The organism is Beutenbergia cavernae DSM 12333 (assembly GCF_000023105.1).
Classification (GTDB): Bacteria; Actinomycetota; Actinomycetes; order Actinomycetales; family Beutenbergiaceae; genus Beutenbergia; species Beutenbergia cavernae.
On the sequence record NC_012669.1, the window covers coordinates 1,246,619 to 1,262,167 of the forward strand.

Genomic DNA, 15,549 nt, shown 5'->3' on the forward strand with positions numbered 1-15,549 from the left:
TTCACTGTGCTCTCCCCTCGGCCTTCCGGCGCAGCTTCGCCCGGATCCTCGCCAGCTTCTTCGGCACCGGTACCGGCGTCACGATCACCTCGTCTCCGGACTCGCGGGGCTCGGTGACGAGCATCCAGCGGTGCTCCGTGGCGACGCCGGCGGTCTGGGAGACCGGGAGGTGGAGGAAGAAGTAGCCGCCGGCCAGCTGCGGGCCGAACAGCGTCGTCGACGAGATGGGCCCCGAGCCCGAGGGTGGCAGCGTCGTGCGCAGCCACTGCTCGAACGCTTCGTGGATCTCCGCGGCGCGCCGGTGGTCGAGCCGGTGGTCGAGGGCAATGTACGTCGCCCAGCCGGTGGCCTCCCCGTCGTTGTAGTCGACCGACGCGCGGTGGATCGAGTGCGCGACGCCGTGCTCGAGGATCCACTCGTTCTCGGCCCGCAGGTCCTTGAGGATGCTCAGGCGCAGGGCGAGGACTCCGACGGTGATGAGCAGCCAGACCCCGACGGCGGCCCAGACGATCCAAGCGTTCCACGGCTGGCCGTCGAAGTCGTCGCTGAGCAGGTTGCCCGACCAGCCCTCGCCGGGATCCGTGACGATGCCCCAGATGAGGAAGCCGAGCGCGGCGAGGGGGAGGGCCACCCAGAAGACCGGAGCGTGGACGAGCTCGGTGCTGCGCAGGTCCTCGCTGCCGGCCCACTTCGCGACCTCGTCGACGGACTCTGGCCGCGGAACGTCGCTCGGGCGCGCGAGCCGTGCCGGCATCGAACCATGCATGGGGGCATCCTTCCGTCGAGTCGAGCTGACGGCTCCTTCATCTCGTTCGGGTTGCGCATGTGCACCTGCTCGAGATGGCGCACAACCCGGATTCAGTGACGTGAGAGTCAGGCTGTGTGGAGTCCGAACTCGTTGCCGTCCGGGTCGGCCATGGCGAGGCGGCCGGCATGGTCGGAGAGAAGCGTGGCACCGAGCGCGACCAGCCGTTCCGCCTCGGTGGCGGGGTGCGCGGTGACCAGGTCGAAGCGCTGCCGACTCCCGGCGCCCCGCTCTCTGCCCCACGAGTCCCATGAGATCTTCGTGCCGCCGAGGGGCGACTGGACAGCTGTCTGCTCGCCCTCGTCCAGCACGAGCGGCCAGGCCAAGGCGTCGCGCCAGAACAGGCCGACGTCTCGCGATCCGTCACAGGTCACCTCGCCGAGGTAGCCGGTGCCTGCCAGATAGGTGTTGCCCGGCTCGATGACGCACAGCTCGTTGCCGCCAGGGTCGGCCAGCACGACGAAGGTCGCGTCGGGTCCTTGGCCCACGTCAAGGTGGCGGCCGCCGAGGCGCAGCGCTGTCTCGACGGTTCGCTGCTGGTGCTCGAGGCTGCTGCTGGTCAGGTGCAGATGCAGCCGCCGCGGGCCGACCTGCACGGTGTCGGACGTGACGAAGCGGAGGCCGACCTGCTTCTGCTCACCCGGGACCAACGCTCCGCCGGGCTCCGCGAGGACCTCTCGGGCGAGCAGCCCGGCCCAGAAGGCAGCCACGGCGGTCGCGTCGGCGACGTCGAAGGCCACTGCTTCCAGCCGTAGAGCCACCGTTGCACCCTACGGCGATGCTGACGGACCGAGGCCGCAGGCGCGTCACGGTCGGCGACCGCGTCGACGACGTCGACGTGCGCGCGGTGGTCGGCGCCGTTCCCGACCTCGTCGCGCAGGCGGAGGGGTCGATCGCCTCCCACCCACGCCTGTTGCGGGCGTGGACCGCGGGTGGAAGGTTGCGGCCATGCCGACCGTCGCCCAGGTCAACCTGATCGTCGCGGACCTCGAACGGAGTCGTGACTTCTACGAGGCGTTGGGGGTCGAGTTTCGAAGCCGCAATCGGCAGGGCGAGGGCCCTGCCGAGGCGTGGGTATCGACGAACACGGGCGTGACGGTGGTGCTGCACTCGACCTCGTTCGCCTCGTGGTGGGACGAGACCGCGCCGCAGCCGTCCGCCGGCGGTCCGCAGGTGGATCTCGAGCTCGAGTCCGTGGAGCGCCTCGAGGACGCCGTTGCACGCCTGCGTGCGCGCGGCGTGACCACCCTCAAGCCGCCCACCGACATGCCGTGGGGGCAGCGGTTCGCGATCGTCAGCGATCCCGACGGGCACCGCGTCGGGCTCAAGGCGGCGCTCGAGGGGTAGCCGGCGCGAGCGGCCGTGCTGCGCTTCTCGCCCCCTACGATGCGAACGATGACGCCGACCTCGTCACCTCCTGCGGGCAGCAGGTTGCTCTCGACGTCCCGTGCCCGCGGCCGATCATCAGCAGCCGCAGCCACCTCGACGTGTCCGCTCCCGAGATCGTGGCGATGATGGCCGAGGTCGCGCGAGACCGGGAGGCGCGAGCGTGAAGGAGCCCGAGCCCGTCACCCAGATCTCGGACGCGCGCTCGATCATGGCCGCGCTCGAGCGCGGCCCGAACCGATCGACTCCGCGCTGGCCGGATCTCGGCACCCCTGTGATCGACAGGGGCAGGTACGCGATCTTCCCGCTCGCCGTCGCCGTCGTTCCCGACGACGGCGACGCCGCCGACCCGCGCCTCTTGCTCACGCTGGAGCAGGGTCTGCGCATGGACTGCATCCACCTCTACGGAGGCGACTTCTTCCATGCGGAGTCGTCCGTGGACCTCGACGAGGGGTACGGCCGCACGCTCGTCGACGCCGGCGCGGTCGTCCTTGGCCCGACGTGGATGCTGTGGTGGGGGATCGGGGAGGTCGCCGCGGTGCTCGTGCGCTCGGTCACCCGGGAGCGAACGCAGGAGACCCTCGCTCTCCACCTCGTCCCCAGGCACTGGGTCTGGGACTCCGCGCCGAGCCCCGCCACGAAGCGCGAGGCCTCACGCCGTCGGCGGCTGCGGAAGGAACGGGACGCGGTCGCCGTCGCGGACCTCGTCTGGTCCTGGCCGCTCCCGGCCGAGTAGCCGGGCGGAGCTCATGCCTGGCGCCGGTGCTCCGCGAGCCAGGTGTGGTTGACGATGGCGGCGCTGACCTCGTCGCGGAAGGCGCGGGAGGTCTCGGGATCGCGGTACAGGTTGCGCGGGTAGAACGTGGAGTCCTCCCGGTGGGGCGAGCCGTCGTGGATCTTCCGCGCGAGCTGCGAGAGGTAGTCGTGGCCGCCCACGCGATAGGCCTCGAGCTCGGACTCGCTCAGGCGGAGCAGCGCCGAGTCGTCGGCCATCGAGCTCACCACGTACCGGGCGTCGAGGTAGAGGATGCCCTGCTTCTCCACCAGGAACCATGCTCCGGGCTCGTGGTCGACGTAGCGCATCGCGTCGCTGGCCGCGGCGATCCGGTCCGCATCGCCCCACGACTCGACGGGCGGGATCGCCTCGAGCGGGCGCTGCCGCGCCTCGTCCGTCGGGTAGTACCCGAACGTCGGGCAGGAGTCGCGGTGCAGTGTGAAGCAGGCGACCCGCTGGCACGTCCGGCAGGCGACCTGACTCTCCGCCCGCTCCATCAGCCCCGACGCCCCGAGCAGCGCCAGATCGGCGAGCCGGACGTGGGCGCTGCTCTCGCTGAGCACGCGCGCCTCGACCCCCGCTGCTAGCTCGGCGATGGTGCGGTCCACGTCGACGGCACCGTAGCCGTCGCGAACGAGCAGGCCGCTGCACGTGGGGCAGTCGTCGTCCTCGGGTCGGGTGGTCTGCCTCGGGTTATCCGCCGTGAACGCGACGCCGAGCAGGTCTCCGGGCGTGCTCCCGCCGAACGGCCTGAACTCGGCTCGCGCGTACCCGCCGTCCAGCGCGAAGCAGCGCGAGCTCCCGGGACCGAACGTCCACGAGGTGCCGAAGACCGCCTTCAGGTCGGCGAACGTCGCGCGGTTGCGGGCGCCCGCGACCCAGTCCGACAGATCGAGCCCGCGCCTGGCGAACGGCGTCGGGACGACGTGCAGCACCACGGCGACGACGGCGTCGTCGTGCATGAGGATCTCCCCGCCGGAGGGGTACGACAGCCGCCGCGACCGCACGGCGGGTTCGCCGACCAGCTGCTCGGAGACCTCGACCGGCACACCCCCGAACGCCTCGACCAGCCGGCGCACCGCCGGATCCTCCTCCGACAGGCAGAGCGCGTCGAGGATCAGCGGCAGCCGAGCGCGCGTTCGCCATCGTTCCACCTGGCCAGTATCGGGGCGGCGAGCCGACGTCGGGCGCCCATCCGCTGGGCGTGCGGCGACGAAGACCAGGTGAGCGGACCACGAGGGGCCGCGTGACCTGAGGAGCCACCGTGAACGTGATCAGACGCAGCGTCGTCGCCAGCACAGCAGTCGTGGCCGCCGGCGCCCTGGTGGTGGCAGGCGGCCTGGCGCTCGCTAGCGACCGACCCGGGACTGCCGAGAACCCGCCGACGACCTACGCGCAAGACACCCGAGAGGCTCCGGGGATCCTGGCCGATCCAACTGCCGACAACACCGACGTGTTCGGCTAGTGATCAGCGGATCATGCTGGCTCGAGCTCGTACCCACGCGACGAGCTCGTACTCCCGGGAGTACGAGCTCGTCGCGCGGGTACGAGCTCGAGCCGACGCCGGCCCCAGCCGTCGGCGACGAGGAGGTTCACCTCCGGGTCACGGACCTCCGTCCCGGCACGTGCCAGGACCGCGCCGGGCGCGGCAGGCCTTGTGCGCACCGCCCTGGCCGCAGAGCATGGACGCATGAAGGTCACGCGCACGATCACGGTGTTCGACGCCCCCGACCTGGCCACGGAGAGCGCGTTCTGGGCCGACCTCCTGGGTGGCACGGTCGACGCGGAGGACGACTGGCACAGCGTCAGCGTCGACGGCGAGTGGCGGATGGGCTTCCAGCTCGCTCCCAACCACGTCCCTCCGGACTGGCCGGACGGCACGCCGCAGCAGCAGATCCACCTCGACGTGTGGGTCGACGACCTCGCCGAGGGCCACGAACGGGTCCTCGCCCTCGGTGGGCGTCTCCTGCAGTCCTCCCAGGAGCCGGACGCGGACGAGCAGTTCGTCGTCTACGCGGATCCCGCCGGGCACCCGTTCTGCCTGTGCTGGGCGGCGGCGGATCCTGCGGTCGCCGTCGAGCCACCCGACGAGCAGGCGTAGGCCGACGATGCCGGCCACCGTCTACGACGCGCTCGGCGGGGACGACGCCGTGCTCGCCCTGGCCCGCGCGTGGCACACCCGCTGCCTCGCGGACCCGGTGATGGCCCACCCGTTCTCCCACCCCGGTCACCCGCAGCACGTCGAACGGCTCGCTGCCTACTGGGCGGAGGCGCTCGGTGGACCCGACGCCTACAGCGCGTCGATGGGCGACCACAGCCACGTCCTGCGGATGCACGCGGGCAACGGCGAGCACGAGGAGATGGACGCGCGCGCCGTCGCCTGCTTCGAGGCGGCGCTCGACGACGTCGGCGTCCAGGACGAACCGCTGCGATCCACGCTCGAGGCGTGGTGGCGTTGGTCGGTCGACGCGATGGCGGCGTACCCGGCGTCCGCGGCCGACGTACCCGGAGGCCTGCCGTTCCCGCGCTGGTCGTGGGACGGGCCGGTGGCCCCGGCACGATGACGCTGCTCGAGCGGATCGGGGCGTGGTCGGCTCACGTCTTCCGCGTGCGTGCGCTCGTGCGAGCTCCGATCCCGCTGTTCCGCTGGGGGCTCGGCGTGCTCGTCGGCGGCAGGTACTGCTGGCTCGAGCACCGCGGCCGGCGTAGCGGGCTCGTCCGGTCGGTCGTCCTGGAGGTCGTGGACCGCCCGGCGGACGACGTCGTCGTGGTCGCCTCCGGGTTCGGCACCTCGTCCCAGTGGTACCGGAACCTCCAGGCGGACCCGCGGGCGCGCCTCAGCGTCGGATCGAGGTACCGGGTCCCCGCTCGCGCCCGCCTCCTCGACGCCGACGACTCCGCGGCCGCCCTGCGGACCTACGCGGCGCGGCACCCACGGGACTGGCAGCTGCTGCTCGCCCTGTGCCGCGAGGCGACGGGCGTCGCCGACCCGGACATCCCGTGCGTGGAGCTCCGCCTGCGCACCGGGCGACCCGGGTCTCGGGCCGGTCACGCGTCGTGACCCGGCTCACACACCGACGGGTTGCCCGCTGCCGCCGGCGAGCCGCGCCGGGTCAACGATTCCCGTGCATCACGCAAGTGTTACGCGCCGATGACGGACGTCTCGAACCGGTATCACTTCGATAACGATGGTTGCCGCTGGGGCACCGAGGGCTGCTGGGGCCGTGTCGGCTGTGGGTACGCTCGCCCCGTCCCAGGCGGATAACCACCCACGGGCGCCCACAAGGCGCCGTCCGGCATGCCGGCGTGGCAGGGCATCCGGCCATCCCAGAGGAGGAACAGTGAAGATCAGGCGATTTGCCGCCTTCGGTGCAGCAGTGGCTGCCACCGCGCTCGCACTGTCCGCTTGCCAGTCGCCCGGCAGTGGCAGCGACGACAACGGCGGCGACGATGAGGGCCTTTCCCAAGACACAGCGGTCACGTTCGGATGGAACCAGTCGTTCTACGAGTACAACGGCGACTCGTCGACGGGCAACGCGACCGCCAACGCGATCGTGCTCTACCTGATGAACAGCGCCTTCCGGTACTTCGACGAGGACCTGAACATCGCTCAGGACACCTCGTTCGGCACGTACGAGAAGACGAGCGACGACCCGCTGACCGTCGAGTACACGGTGAACGACGACGTGGCCTGGTCCGACGGGACGCCCGTCGACGCTGCGGACATGCTCCTCTCGTGGGCAGCGACCAGCGGTCACTTCAACACCCTCGCGGACGAAGAGGTCGAGACGGACGAAGAGGGCAACGTCACCAACCAGGGTGACAACGTCTACTTCAGCGGCACCTCGGTCGCCTCGAGCTACATCATCCCGACGCCGGAGATCAGCGAGGATGGCAAGACGATCACCCTCGTCTACGACCGCCCCTTCGCCGACTGGGAGCAGGGCTTCGGCATCGGCGTCCCCGCCCACGTCGTCGCGATGCACGCGCTGGGGATCGACGACGCGACGGAGGCCAAGGAGGCCCTCATCGACGCGATCAACAACGACGACACCGAGGCGCTGGCGGCCATCTCGCAGTTCTGGAACGAGGGCTTCCAGTTCGGTGACTCGCTGCCGGACGACGAGTCGCTCTACCTCTCGAACGGTGCGTACCTCCTCACGGACTTCGTTCGCGACCAGTACGTGACGCTCGAGCGCAACCCGGACTACAACGGTGACCGTCCGGCGAACGTCGAGCGCGTCACGATCCGCTACAACGGCGACCCGATGGCGTCCCTCCAGGCGCTGCAGAACGGTGAGGTCGACGTCATCGAGCCGCAGGCGACGACGGACATCCTCCAGGCCGCCGAGGCGCTGGGTGAGGACTTCACGGTGCTGACCGGCGACGCCGCGACGTACGAGCACATCGACCTCGCGCAGAACAACGGCGGTCCGTTCGACCCGGCTGCCTACGGCGGCGACGCGGCCATCGCGCGCGACGTCCGTGAGGCGTTCCTGCTCCTCATCCCGCGTGAGGACATCGTCGACACGCTGATCCGTCCGCTCAACCCGGAGGCGAACGTTCGCCAGACGAACCTCGCCGTGCCGAGCGCGCCGAACTACGACGCGATCGTGGCGGCGAACGGGTACGAGGAGGCGTTCCCGGCGGTCGTCGACCAGTCGTCGATCGACCGGGCGACCCAGCTCCTGACCGACGCCGGCGTCACGACGCCGATCGACGTCCGGATCATGACGGACTCGCTGAACACCCGCCGCCAGAACCAGCTGCAGATCATCTCTGACACGGTCAACGCGTCGGGTCTGTTCAGCATCGTCGACGCGTCCAACGCCGACTGGGGCGCGCTGCTGTCCGACACCTCGCAGTACGACGCTGCGATCTTCGGGTGGCAGTCGACCGGCACGGGTGCGACGAACTCGGACGCCAACTACCGTCCGGGCGCGATCAACAACTTCTACGGGTACGACAACCCTGAGGTGACCGCGCTGCTCGACGAGATCGCCGTGACGACCGACCAGGACACCGTGACGGAGCTGCAGGGCGAGATGGAGGCGTTCCTGGTTCAGGACGCGTTCGGCCTGCCGATCTACCAGCACCCGGGTGTCGACGTCTACCGGAACTCGATCGAGGGCATCAACCCGATCGCCCTGAGCCCGACCGTGTTCTGGAACTACTGGGAGTGGGACGTCACCGGTGACACCGCCGGCGAGCCCACGTCCGAGGAGGCGACGGAGGAAGCGACCGAGTAGGTCGGTCCTCTACCACCGCTGACGCAGTGGGCGAGGGGCACCGGTGCCCGACCGGCGCCGGTGCCCCTCGCACTGCTTCCAGGTGGCGTTGTCCGCCCGGATTTCCCGACGGCTGCGAGCACGCACCATCCCGCCCAGGCGGGGAGTATGGTCGCCCGCGTGCGGTCGTCATCTGATGCAGCGCACACCCCGCGCTCCCAGTGAGGTCTCAACCAGATGCTCAGATTCCTGACACGCCGCGTTCTCGCGGGGCTGGCGATCCTGTTGGTCGCGAGCTTCCTCTACTACTTGATGATCAACGCCGTCATCGACCCGCTAGAGGACCTGCGCTTCAACACCGATCCCGACACCCCGCAGAAGATCGCGCAACGCATCAGCGACCTCCGGCTCGACGAGTCGGTGTTCGTCCGTTACCTGTCCTGGCTCGGTAACTTCGTCACCGGCGACATGGGGATCTCCTGGCCGACGGGGCAGACGGTCACGAGCATGCTCCAGGGCGCGATCATCGCCACGATCCAGCTGCTGACGATGTCGACGATCCTCGCGATCTTCCTCGGCGTGGCAGTCGGCGTCGTGAGCGCCCTGCGGCAGTACTCGTCGTTCGACTACCTCATCACGTTCGTCTCGTTCCTGCTGTTCTCGCTCCCGTCGTTCTGGGTGGCGGTGCTGCTCAAGCAGTGGGGCGCCATCGGCTACAACGACTTCCTGCGTGACCCCGTGATCTCGACGGCGGTCCTGATCGGCATCGGCATCGTCGCCGGCCTGGTCTGGACGCTCGCGATCGGCGGGGACGTCCGCAGGCGCGTGATCGTCTTCGCCTCAGGCTTCGCCGCGACCTTCGGCGTGTTCCTCTACCTCCAGCTCAGCGGCTGGTGGCTGACGCCGAGGATCGACCTCGGCATGCTCGTCCTGATCGGCGCGGCGACGGCGCTCGCGGTCACGGCGATCTCCACGGGTCTGCGCAACCGCCGGTCCCTCGGAGCGGCGTTCACGTCCGTGGGGGTCGGGCTCCTCTTCTTCGTGCTGCTCAACTACGGCGGAGGGTGGGGCGCGCTGACGCCGTCGATGACCTGGGGGATGCTCATCCTCCTCGGCGTCGTCTCCGCGGCGATCGGCGTCGGGGTCGGTTATGCCTGGGGCGGGCCGGACCGCGGTCAGTCCGCACGAACCGCGGCGATCGTGTCGGTCCTCATGGCGGTCTACATCGCCGTCGACCGCATGATGCAGGCCTGGCCGGCCTACTCCGACGCGCTCAGCGGGCGCCCGATCGCCACGACCGGCAACCGGACGCCGAACCTCGGCGGCAACTTCTGGATCACCGCGCTCGACACGTACACGCACCTGATCCTGCCGACGCTCGTGCTGCTGCTCGTCTCGTTCGCGTCGTACACGCGCTACTCGCGGGCCAGCATGCTCGAGACGATGAACCAGGACTACATCCGCACGGCACGCGCGAAGGGCCTCAACGAACGCACCGTGATCATGCGGCACGCGTTCCGGAACACGCTCATTCCGCTGGCGACGATCGTTCCCGTCGACATCATCACGCTGCTCGGCGGCGCGCTGATCACGGAACGCATCTTCGGCCGACCAGGAATGGGCTCGATGTTCCTCACCGGGTTGGACATGAACGACATCAACCCCGTGATGGCCTACCTGATGATCGTGGCGGCGCTCGCGATCGTCGCGAACATCGTCGCCGACCTCGTCTACACAGTCCTCGACCCCCGGATCCGGGTGAACGCATGAGCAACGAGACCCCCGAGCCCACGGCGTCGGGTTCCCAGGACCAGCTCGAGAACGCCCTCGAGCTCCGAGAGACCGAAGGCCTCTCGCAGGGCCAGATCGTCCGGCGTCGGTTCCTCCGGCACCGAGGCGCGGTGATCGGCCTCGTCGTCTTCCTCCTCATCGTGCTCCTCGCGTTCACCTCGATCGGCGTCGGCGGGTGGACGGGCTGGTGGCCCAAGAACGCGGTGGACAGGTACCCGGTGCTGGCCGGCGGGTCACCGACGCTCGAGATGCCGGCCTGGCTCGGCGGCCCCGGCTTCGCGATCGGCGAGCACCCGTTCGGTCAGGACGAGATCGGCCGTGACGTCTTCGCCCGCACGATGCGCGGCACGCAGACCTCGATCATCGTCATGGTCGTGCTCGGGTTCGTCGCCACGACCGTCGGCATCGTCGTAGGCGCCCTGTCCGGGTACTTCCGCGGCAAGGCCGACCAGACGCTCATGCGCCTCACCGACCTCATCATCATCCTGCCGGCGATCGTCATCGGCGCCGTGCTCGGGAAGCAGTTCGGAGGCGCCGACCCGGTGCCGCTCGCGCTCATCCTCGGCCTCGTCATCTGGCCGGGGCTCGCCCGGCTCGTGCGTGGTGAGTTCCTCTCCCTCCGGGAGCGGGAGTTCGTCGACGCGGCCCGTGTGGCGGGCGCCAGCAGCGGGCGCATCATCTTCAAGCACATGCTCCCGAACGCGATGGGCGTCATCATCGTCAACACGACGCTCATGCTGTCCACGGCGATCCTGCTCGAGACGTCGCTCAGCTACCTCGGGTTCGGGATCACGCAGCCGAACGTGTCGCTGGGGTACCTGATCAGCGAGTACCAGTCGGCGTTCTCGACGCGGCCCTGGTTGTTCTGGTGGCCCGGTCTGTTCATCGTCTCGATCGCGCTGTGCGTGAACTTCGTCGGTGACGGCCTGCGGGACGCCTTCGATCCTCGCCAGAAGCGGATCCCGTCCGAGCGGAAGATGGCGCGGGCGGCGCGCCGTCAGGCAGCGCGCGCGGGCGCCGGAGCGCCGGGGCAGGCGTGATCCGCGTCGCCGCCCTGCGGTCGCCGGCTCAGAACAGGAAGCCGGCGACCAGCCACGCGACGGCCACGCCGAGGGCCACGAGCACGGGCGTGTTCCAGCTCGCCCGGGCGGCTGACTCGTCGGCGGTTCGCGCGGCTGGCTTCGCCTGGTGCGCGGCGAGCCGCTGCGCGGCCGCGAGGGCGACGGCGTCCGCGTCGTTGCCCTCGGCGAGCCGCCGCTGCCCGGGTGTCTCGGTGCCGGTCGGCTCGTCGGCCGGCTTCGCGCCGCGACGCGACGGGCGTGCCCGGGCGGCCATGCCGCTCGAACCGGGAGCCGCCCACGCGCTGTGCTTGCGCTGGGCAATCTCGACGGTGAACGACCACCGCGAGTCCAGCGCGGTGACAGCCGGCCAGGGGATCCGCGTGGTGCGCAGGACGTTCGACAGAACGATCTCACGGTCGTTCAGCTCGACGAACGGCCGCCAGAAGAGCGCCCAGGCGCCGACCCCGACCACGGCGAAGAACCCGCCTGACTGCAGCAGCGCGTCGGTCCCCGCGATCGCGAGGAGCACGATCGCGACGGCGCTGACGACGCCCACGAGTCCGGCGATGACACGGGAGAACGTGGTGCGAAACACATCAACCGTGCCGAGCGACGAGGTCATGCGACCATCGTGTCAGAACCCGAGAGAAGGGGACCTGCTTCCATGACCGAGACCGTGGAGACGACCGCTGCGGCGACGACAGGCGAGCCGATCCTGTCGGTCCGGGGTCTCGACGTCGACTTCTTCGTCGACGGGGAGTGGCTCCCGGCGGCCATCGACGTGACGTACGACCTGCACCCCGGCGAGGTCCTCGCCATCGTCGGCGAGTCCGGCTCGGGCAAGACGCAGTCGTCGATGTCCCTGCTCGGGCTCCTCCCGCCGAACGGTCGCGCCCGGGGCAGCGCCACGCTCGGCGGTCGCGAGCTGATCGGGATGAGCACGCGCAACCTGCGCCGGGTGCGGGGCAAGGACATCTCCGTCATCTTCCAGGAGCCGATGACGGCGCTGAACCCCGTCTACACGGTGGGCTTCCAGATCGTCGAGGCCCTGCGCGTCCACCAGAACCTCGGCCCCGCGCGCGCCAAGGAGCGAGCGCTGGAGCTGCTGCGCCTGGTCGAGATCCCGGAGCCCGAGCGTCGCTTCGACTCGTACCCGCACCAGCTCTCCGGCGGGCAGCGGCAGCGCGCGATGATCGCGCAGTCGCTCGCCAACGACCCGACGCTGCTCGTCGCTGACGAGCCGACGACGGCGCTCGACGTCACCGTGCAGGCCGAGATCCTCAAGCTGATGCGCGACCTGCGCGGGCGGATCAACTCCGGCATCATCCTCATCACCCACGACATGGGCGTCGTCGCCGACATGGCGGACCGCATCGTCGTCATGAAGAACGGCCGCATCGTCGAGACGGGAACGGCTGCCGCGATCTTCGGCGCGCCGCAGCACCCGTACACGAAGCAGCTGCTCGACGCCGTGCCGCACCTCGGCACCCACTCGACGGAGCCGGCGCGGCGCGAGGAGCGTCGGGCAGAGCTCGAGGCGTTCAGCGCCGCCGAGCCCGTCATGGCGGCGACCGGGCTCGAGATCACGTACCCGAAGCGTGGGCGGAGCCCTGCGTTCCGGGCGGTCGACGGCGTCGACCTCACGATCGCACCCGGCGAGGTCGTCGGGCTCGTCGGCGAGTCGGGTTCGGGCAAGACCACGATCGGCCGGGCGGTCGTCGGCCTCCTGCCCGTCAGCGGGGGCTCGCTGCGCATCGGCGGCGTCGACATGGTGGGGGCGACGGCGAAAGACCTGCGCCCGCTGCGGAGCCAGGTCGGCATCGTCTTTCAGGACCCGGGCAGCTCGCTCAACCCGCGGCTGCCGATCGGGGAGTCCATCGGGGAACCGCTCATGCTGCACCGTGGCGTCAAGGGCGCGGAGCTGGCGCGGCACGTCGAGCGGCTCCTCGACCAGGTGGAGCTCCCGCGCTCGATGCGCAACCGCTACCCGCACGAGCTGTCCGGCGGGCAGCGGCAGCGCGTCGGCATCGCGCGTGCGCTGAGCCTCGAGCCGAAGCTGCTCGTCGCCGACGAGCCCACCTCGGCCCTGGACGTGTCGGTCCAGGCCCGCGTGCTCGAGCTGTTCCAGGACCTGCAGCGGGAGCACGGGTTCGCGTGCCTGTTCATCAGCCACGACCTCGCGGTGGTGGAGATGCTGGCGAGCCGGATCGCCGTCATGCACCACGGAAAGCTCGTCGAGATCGGCGCGACCGAACAGGTCGTGTCCAACCCGCAGGACCCGTACACGCAGCGCCTCATCGCCGCCGTCCCCGTTCCCGACCCGGACGAGCAGCGCAAGCGCCGCGAGATGCGGGACGCGCTGCTCGAGGCCGCGGCCGGCGACGAGGACGAGCACGCCTTGCAGTTCGAGCAGGAGCTGGTGCTCGAGCAGGTCGACGACCCGGGTGCGTCAGCCAAGACCGGTCCCGGACTCTGAGCTGCTGACCGCTCCGTCGTCCCGACGGCGGGGCGGTCGGTTCGCGGCGGTGCGTTGACCGCAGCGACGCCGCCACATGGCGGAGCCGCGTGCATGGTGCTGGGATGTGCGCATGCCGCGAGCCGCAGTGCCCGCACGCCGCCTGAGCGCGGTGTTCCGCTGGTCCGCCGCGCTGGTCCTGCTCTTCGTCGGGCTGACGCTGCTGTTCCCGACGGAGGCCGAGGCGGTCCTGGGGTACCTGCAACGGACGATCATCCAGGGCTTCGGCTGGTACTACGTGCTGCTGGTCGCGGGGCTCGTCGTCGTCTGCGTCGTGGTGGCCGTGAGCAAGGCGGGCGACCTCACGCTGGGCCGGGACGGGGAGCCGCCGGAGTTCTCCCTCGGGGCCTGGTTCGCGATGGTCTTCGCCTGCGGGATGGGCATCGGCCTCGTGTTCTGGGGGCCGGCGGAACCGCTGACGCACTTCGTCTCGCCGCCACCGGGCGTGACCGGGAGTCAGGAGGAGATCGCGCAGCAGGCCATGGGGCGCACGTTCCTGCACTGGGGACCTCAGGCGTGGGCGATCTACGCGTCCGTCGGGCTGTGCCTGGCGTACTCGATCCACCGCCGGCGCCGTCCGATCTCGATCCGGTGGGCGCTGCAGCCGTTGCTCGGCGACCGCGTGAAGGGCCGATGGGGGAGCGTGATCGACGTCGTCGCGGTGCTCGGGACGATCTTCGGCGTCGCCACAACGCTGGGGTTCGGGGCGCTGCAGATCACCGCCGGCCTCGACCACAGCGGGATCGTGAGTGCGTCGACGGCCGTGGAGCTGACGGTGGTCGTGATCGTCACGGCGATGGCGACGATGTCCGTCGTGTCCGGGCTCGACCGCGGCATCAAGATCCTGTCGAACCTCAACATGTACGTCGCAGCCGGGCTCCTCGTGCTGGTGCTCGTCCTCGGCCCGACGCTCTTCCTGCTGCGGGACCTCGTGCAGTCGGTGGGGTTCTTCCTGCAGAACTACGTCGGGCTGTCGACGGACCTGCTCGCGTTCGAGGGGGAGGCCGGCGCCGAGTGGCAGCAGCAGTGGACGGTCTTCTACTGGGGCTGGTGGGTGTCCTGGGCGCCGTTCGTCGGCATGTTCATCGCGCGGATCTCCCGGGGGCGCACGATCCGGCAGTTCGTGCTCGGCACGATCCTGGCGCCGACGCTCGTCACGTTCACGTGGTTCCAGGTGTTCGGCGGGTCCGCCATCTACCGGCAGATGTTCGGGGCCGGCGACCTCGCCGGGGACGACGGCACGAGCGTCGACCCGGACTACGTGATGTTCGACCTCCTGCAGGGCTTCCCGGGCGGCTCCGCACTGGTGGGCATCGTGCTCGTGCTCATCGCCATCTTCTTCGTCACGTCCGCCGACTCGGGATCGCTGGTCGTGGACATGCTCGCGACCGGCCGGGAGAAGACGCCGGTGTGGAGCCGGGTGTTCTGGTGCGTGGTCATCGGGGCCGTGGCGGTGGCGCTCCTCGCGCGCGGTGGACTGAGCGCGATGCAGACGGCGACGACGCTCATCGCCCTGCCGTTCACGCTCGTCATCATCGGGATGGTTCTCGCTCTCGGTCGCGCCCTGCGCGCCGAGCTCCTGGCGCGTCGCGCGGTCGACCTGGAGCGCGCACGGCACGAGCTCACCGAGCACGTCGTGGGCGCCGTCTCCACCGACGCCCGGCTGCAGGCGACGATCGCTGCGGGCTGGGGGGCCGAGTCGTCCGACCGCCTCCGTGGCGGGACTCGACGCTGGCAGCAGCGACTCCTGTCCGCGCTCGACCGCCCGTCCGCGCTCGGCCTGGGCGCCGCCGAGGCCGGCGAGCGGACTCGGTCGGGCGGGCTCGAGAACGGCGGCCCGGAGGCGGAGCAGCGCATCGACGCCTCGGGTGACGAAGCTCGCGACGAGTCGGGCCCAGGTGTCACCTAGAATGGGCCCTCGGCTCGTGCCTCCCCTTCTCAAGGGTGCGGGGCGCTGCCCGTCCAGGCGGGGTGACCCGTACGAGACT

At 70.4% G+C, this 15,549-nt stretch carries 15 protein-coding genes; 11 read left to right on the forward strand and 4 right to left on the reverse strand.

The genetic code is table 11. The annotated features are described in order from the left end of the window. Window position 1: 1 nt before the first annotated feature. Together BCAV_RS05575 and BCAV_RS05580 are read right to left on the reverse strand one after the other, a co-directional pair. Window positions 2–766, reverse strand: a complete 765-nt coding sequence (locus tag BCAV_RS05575; protein WP_015881607.1) for a hypothetical protein — start codon at window positions 764–766, stop codon at window positions 2–4. Window positions 767–873: 107 nt separating this feature from the next. Beyond that, a complete protein-coding gene (locus BCAV_RS05580) occupies window positions 874–1,566 on the reverse strand; it encodes a VOC family protein (RefSeq protein WP_015881608.1) in 693 nt (230 codons plus the stop codon). A gap of 187 nt (window positions 1,567–1,753) precedes the next feature. Here BCAV_RS05580 and BCAV_RS21465 point away from each other — a divergent pair, with 187 nt between their 5' ends. Then, window positions 1,754–2,152: a VOC family protein gene (locus BCAV_RS21465; protein ID WP_015881609.1), complete on the forward strand. Its 399-nt coding sequence runs from the start codon at window positions 1,754–1,756 to the stop codon at window positions 2,150–2,152. A 202-nt stretch (window positions 2,153–2,354) separates the two neighbouring features. Next, window positions 2,355–2,927: a hypothetical protein gene (locus tag BCAV_RS05590; protein ID WP_015881610.1), complete on the forward strand. Its 573-nt coding sequence runs from the start codon at window positions 2,355–2,357 to the stop codon at window positions 2,925–2,927. Window positions 2,928–2,938: 11 nt separating this feature from the next. Here the strand turns inward: BCAV_RS05590 and BCAV_RS21470 are convergent, their stop codons facing one another. Continuing rightward, the gene (locus tag BCAV_RS21470; protein ID WP_050761664.1) at window positions 2,939–4,120 is read right to left on the reverse strand and encodes a hypothetical protein; all 1,182 of its coding nucleotides are present in this window, start codon (window positions 4,118–4,120) and stop codon (window positions 2,939–2,941) included. A 110-nt stretch (window positions 4,121–4,230) separates the two neighbouring features. On the opposite strand from BCAV_RS21470, the gene BCAV_RS05600 reads away from it, so the two are divergent. The 7 genes from BCAV_RS05600 (at window position 4,231) to BCAV_RS05630 (ending at window position 11,025) form a co-directional block, all read left to right on the forward strand. Next, window positions 4,231–4,431, forward strand: coding sequence for a hypothetical protein (locus tag BCAV_RS05600; protein WP_015881612.1), 201 nt, complete (start codon window positions 4,231–4,233; stop codon window positions 4,429–4,431). A 225-nt stretch (window positions 4,432–4,656) separates the two neighbouring features. Beyond that, window positions 4,657–5,067, forward strand: a complete 411-nt coding sequence (locus BCAV_RS05605; RefSeq protein WP_015881613.1) for a VOC family protein — start codon at window positions 4,657–4,659, stop codon at window positions 5,065–5,067. A 7-nt stretch (window positions 5,068–5,074) separates the two neighbouring features. Then, window positions 5,075–5,530 (forward strand): group II truncated hemoglobin, encoded by a 456-nt coding sequence (locus BCAV_RS05610; RefSeq protein WP_015881614.1) that lies wholly within the window; start codon window positions 5,075–5,077, stop codon window positions 5,528–5,530. After that, window positions 5,527–6,027, forward strand: coding sequence for a nitroreductase family deazaflavin-dependent oxidoreductase (locus BCAV_RS05615; RefSeq protein ID WP_015881615.1), 501 nt, complete (start codon window positions 5,527–5,529; stop codon window positions 6,025–6,027). The genes BCAV_RS05610 and BCAV_RS05615 overlap by 4 nt, the downstream gene beginning before the upstream one ends. 316 nt (window positions 6,028–6,343) lie before the next feature. Next, window positions 6,344–8,215, forward strand: a complete 1,872-nt coding sequence (locus BCAV_RS05620) for an ABC transporter family substrate-binding protein (RefSeq protein ID WP_050761666.1) — start codon at window positions 6,344–6,346, stop codon at window positions 8,213–8,215. Between the two features lie 216 nt (window positions 8,216–8,431). Next, window positions 8,432–9,964, forward strand: a complete 1,533-nt coding sequence (locus tag BCAV_RS05625; RefSeq protein ID WP_015881617.1) for an ABC transporter permease — start codon at window positions 8,432–8,434, stop codon at window positions 9,962–9,964. Next, window positions 9,961–11,025 (forward strand): ABC transporter permease, encoded by a 1,065-nt coding sequence (locus BCAV_RS05630; protein ID WP_015881618.1) that lies wholly within the window; start codon window positions 9,961–9,963, stop codon window positions 11,023–11,025. Before BCAV_RS05625 ends, BCAV_RS05630 begins: the two co-directional genes overlap by 4 nt. A 28-nt stretch (window positions 11,026–11,053) precedes the next feature. Here BCAV_RS05630 and BCAV_RS05635 read toward each other — a convergent pair whose 3' ends face one another. Further along, window positions 11,054–11,668, reverse strand: a complete 615-nt coding sequence (locus BCAV_RS05635; protein WP_015881619.1) for a hypothetical protein — start codon at window positions 11,666–11,668, stop codon at window positions 11,054–11,056. A gap of 42 nt (window positions 11,669–11,710) precedes the next feature. On the opposite strand from BCAV_RS05635, the gene BCAV_RS05640 reads away from it, so the two are divergent. Together BCAV_RS05640 and BCAV_RS05645 are read left to right on the forward strand one after the other, a co-directional pair. Continuing rightward, window positions 11,711–13,522 carry an ABC transporter ATP-binding protein gene (locus tag BCAV_RS05640; RefSeq protein WP_015881620.1) on the forward strand — a complete coding sequence of 604 codons (1,812 nt, stop codon included), beginning with the start codon at window positions 11,711–11,713 and terminating at the stop codon, window positions 13,520–13,522. Between the two features lie 112 nt (window positions 13,523–13,634). After that, the gene (locus BCAV_RS05645; protein ID WP_015881621.1) at window positions 13,635–15,470 is read left to right on the forward strand and encodes a BCCT family transporter; all 1,836 of its coding nucleotides are present in this window, start codon (window positions 13,635–13,637) and stop codon (window positions 15,468–15,470) included. Window positions 15,471–15,549 lie beyond the last annotated feature (79 nt).

Excerpts from the sequence above, each read along its gene's own strand:
- BCAV_RS05575 (WP_015881607.1), bottom strand. The coding sequence starts at position 766 with ATGCATGGTTCGATGCCGGCACGGCTCGCGCGCCCGAGCGACGTTCCG.
- BCAV_RS21465 (WP_015881609.1), top strand. The coding sequence starts at position 1,754 with ATGCCGACCGTCGCCCAGGTCAACCTGATCGTCGCGGACCTCGAACGG.
- BCAV_RS05605 (WP_015881613.1), top strand. The coding sequence starts at position 4,657 with ATGAAGGTCACGCGCACGATCACGGTGTTCGACGCCCCCGACCTGGCC.
- BCAV_RS05610 (WP_015881614.1), top strand. The coding sequence starts at position 5,075 with ATGCCGGCCACCGTCTACGACGCGCTCGGCGGGGACGACGCCGTGCTC.
- BCAV_RS05615 (WP_015881615.1), top strand. The coding sequence starts at position 5,527 with ATGACGCTGCTCGAGCGGATCGGGGCGTGGTCGGCTCACGTCTTCCGC.
- BCAV_RS05625 (WP_015881617.1), top strand. The coding sequence starts at position 8,432 with ATGCTCAGATTCCTGACACGCCGCGTTCTCGCGGGGCTGGCGATCCTG.
- BCAV_RS05630 (WP_015881618.1), top strand. The coding sequence starts at position 9,961 with ATGAGCAACGAGACCCCCGAGCCCACGGCGTCGGGTTCCCAGGACCAG.
- BCAV_RS05635 (WP_015881619.1), bottom strand. The coding sequence starts at position 11,668 with ATGACCTCGTCGCTCGGCACGGTTGATGTGTTTCGCACCACGTTCTCC.
- BCAV_RS05640 (WP_015881620.1), top strand. The coding sequence starts at position 11,711 with ATGACCGAGACCGTGGAGACGACCGCTGCGGCGACGACAGGCGAGCCG.
- BCAV_RS05645 (WP_015881621.1), top strand. The coding sequence starts at position 13,635 with ATGCCGCGAGCCGCAGTGCCCGCACGCCGCCTGAGCGCGGTGTTCCGC.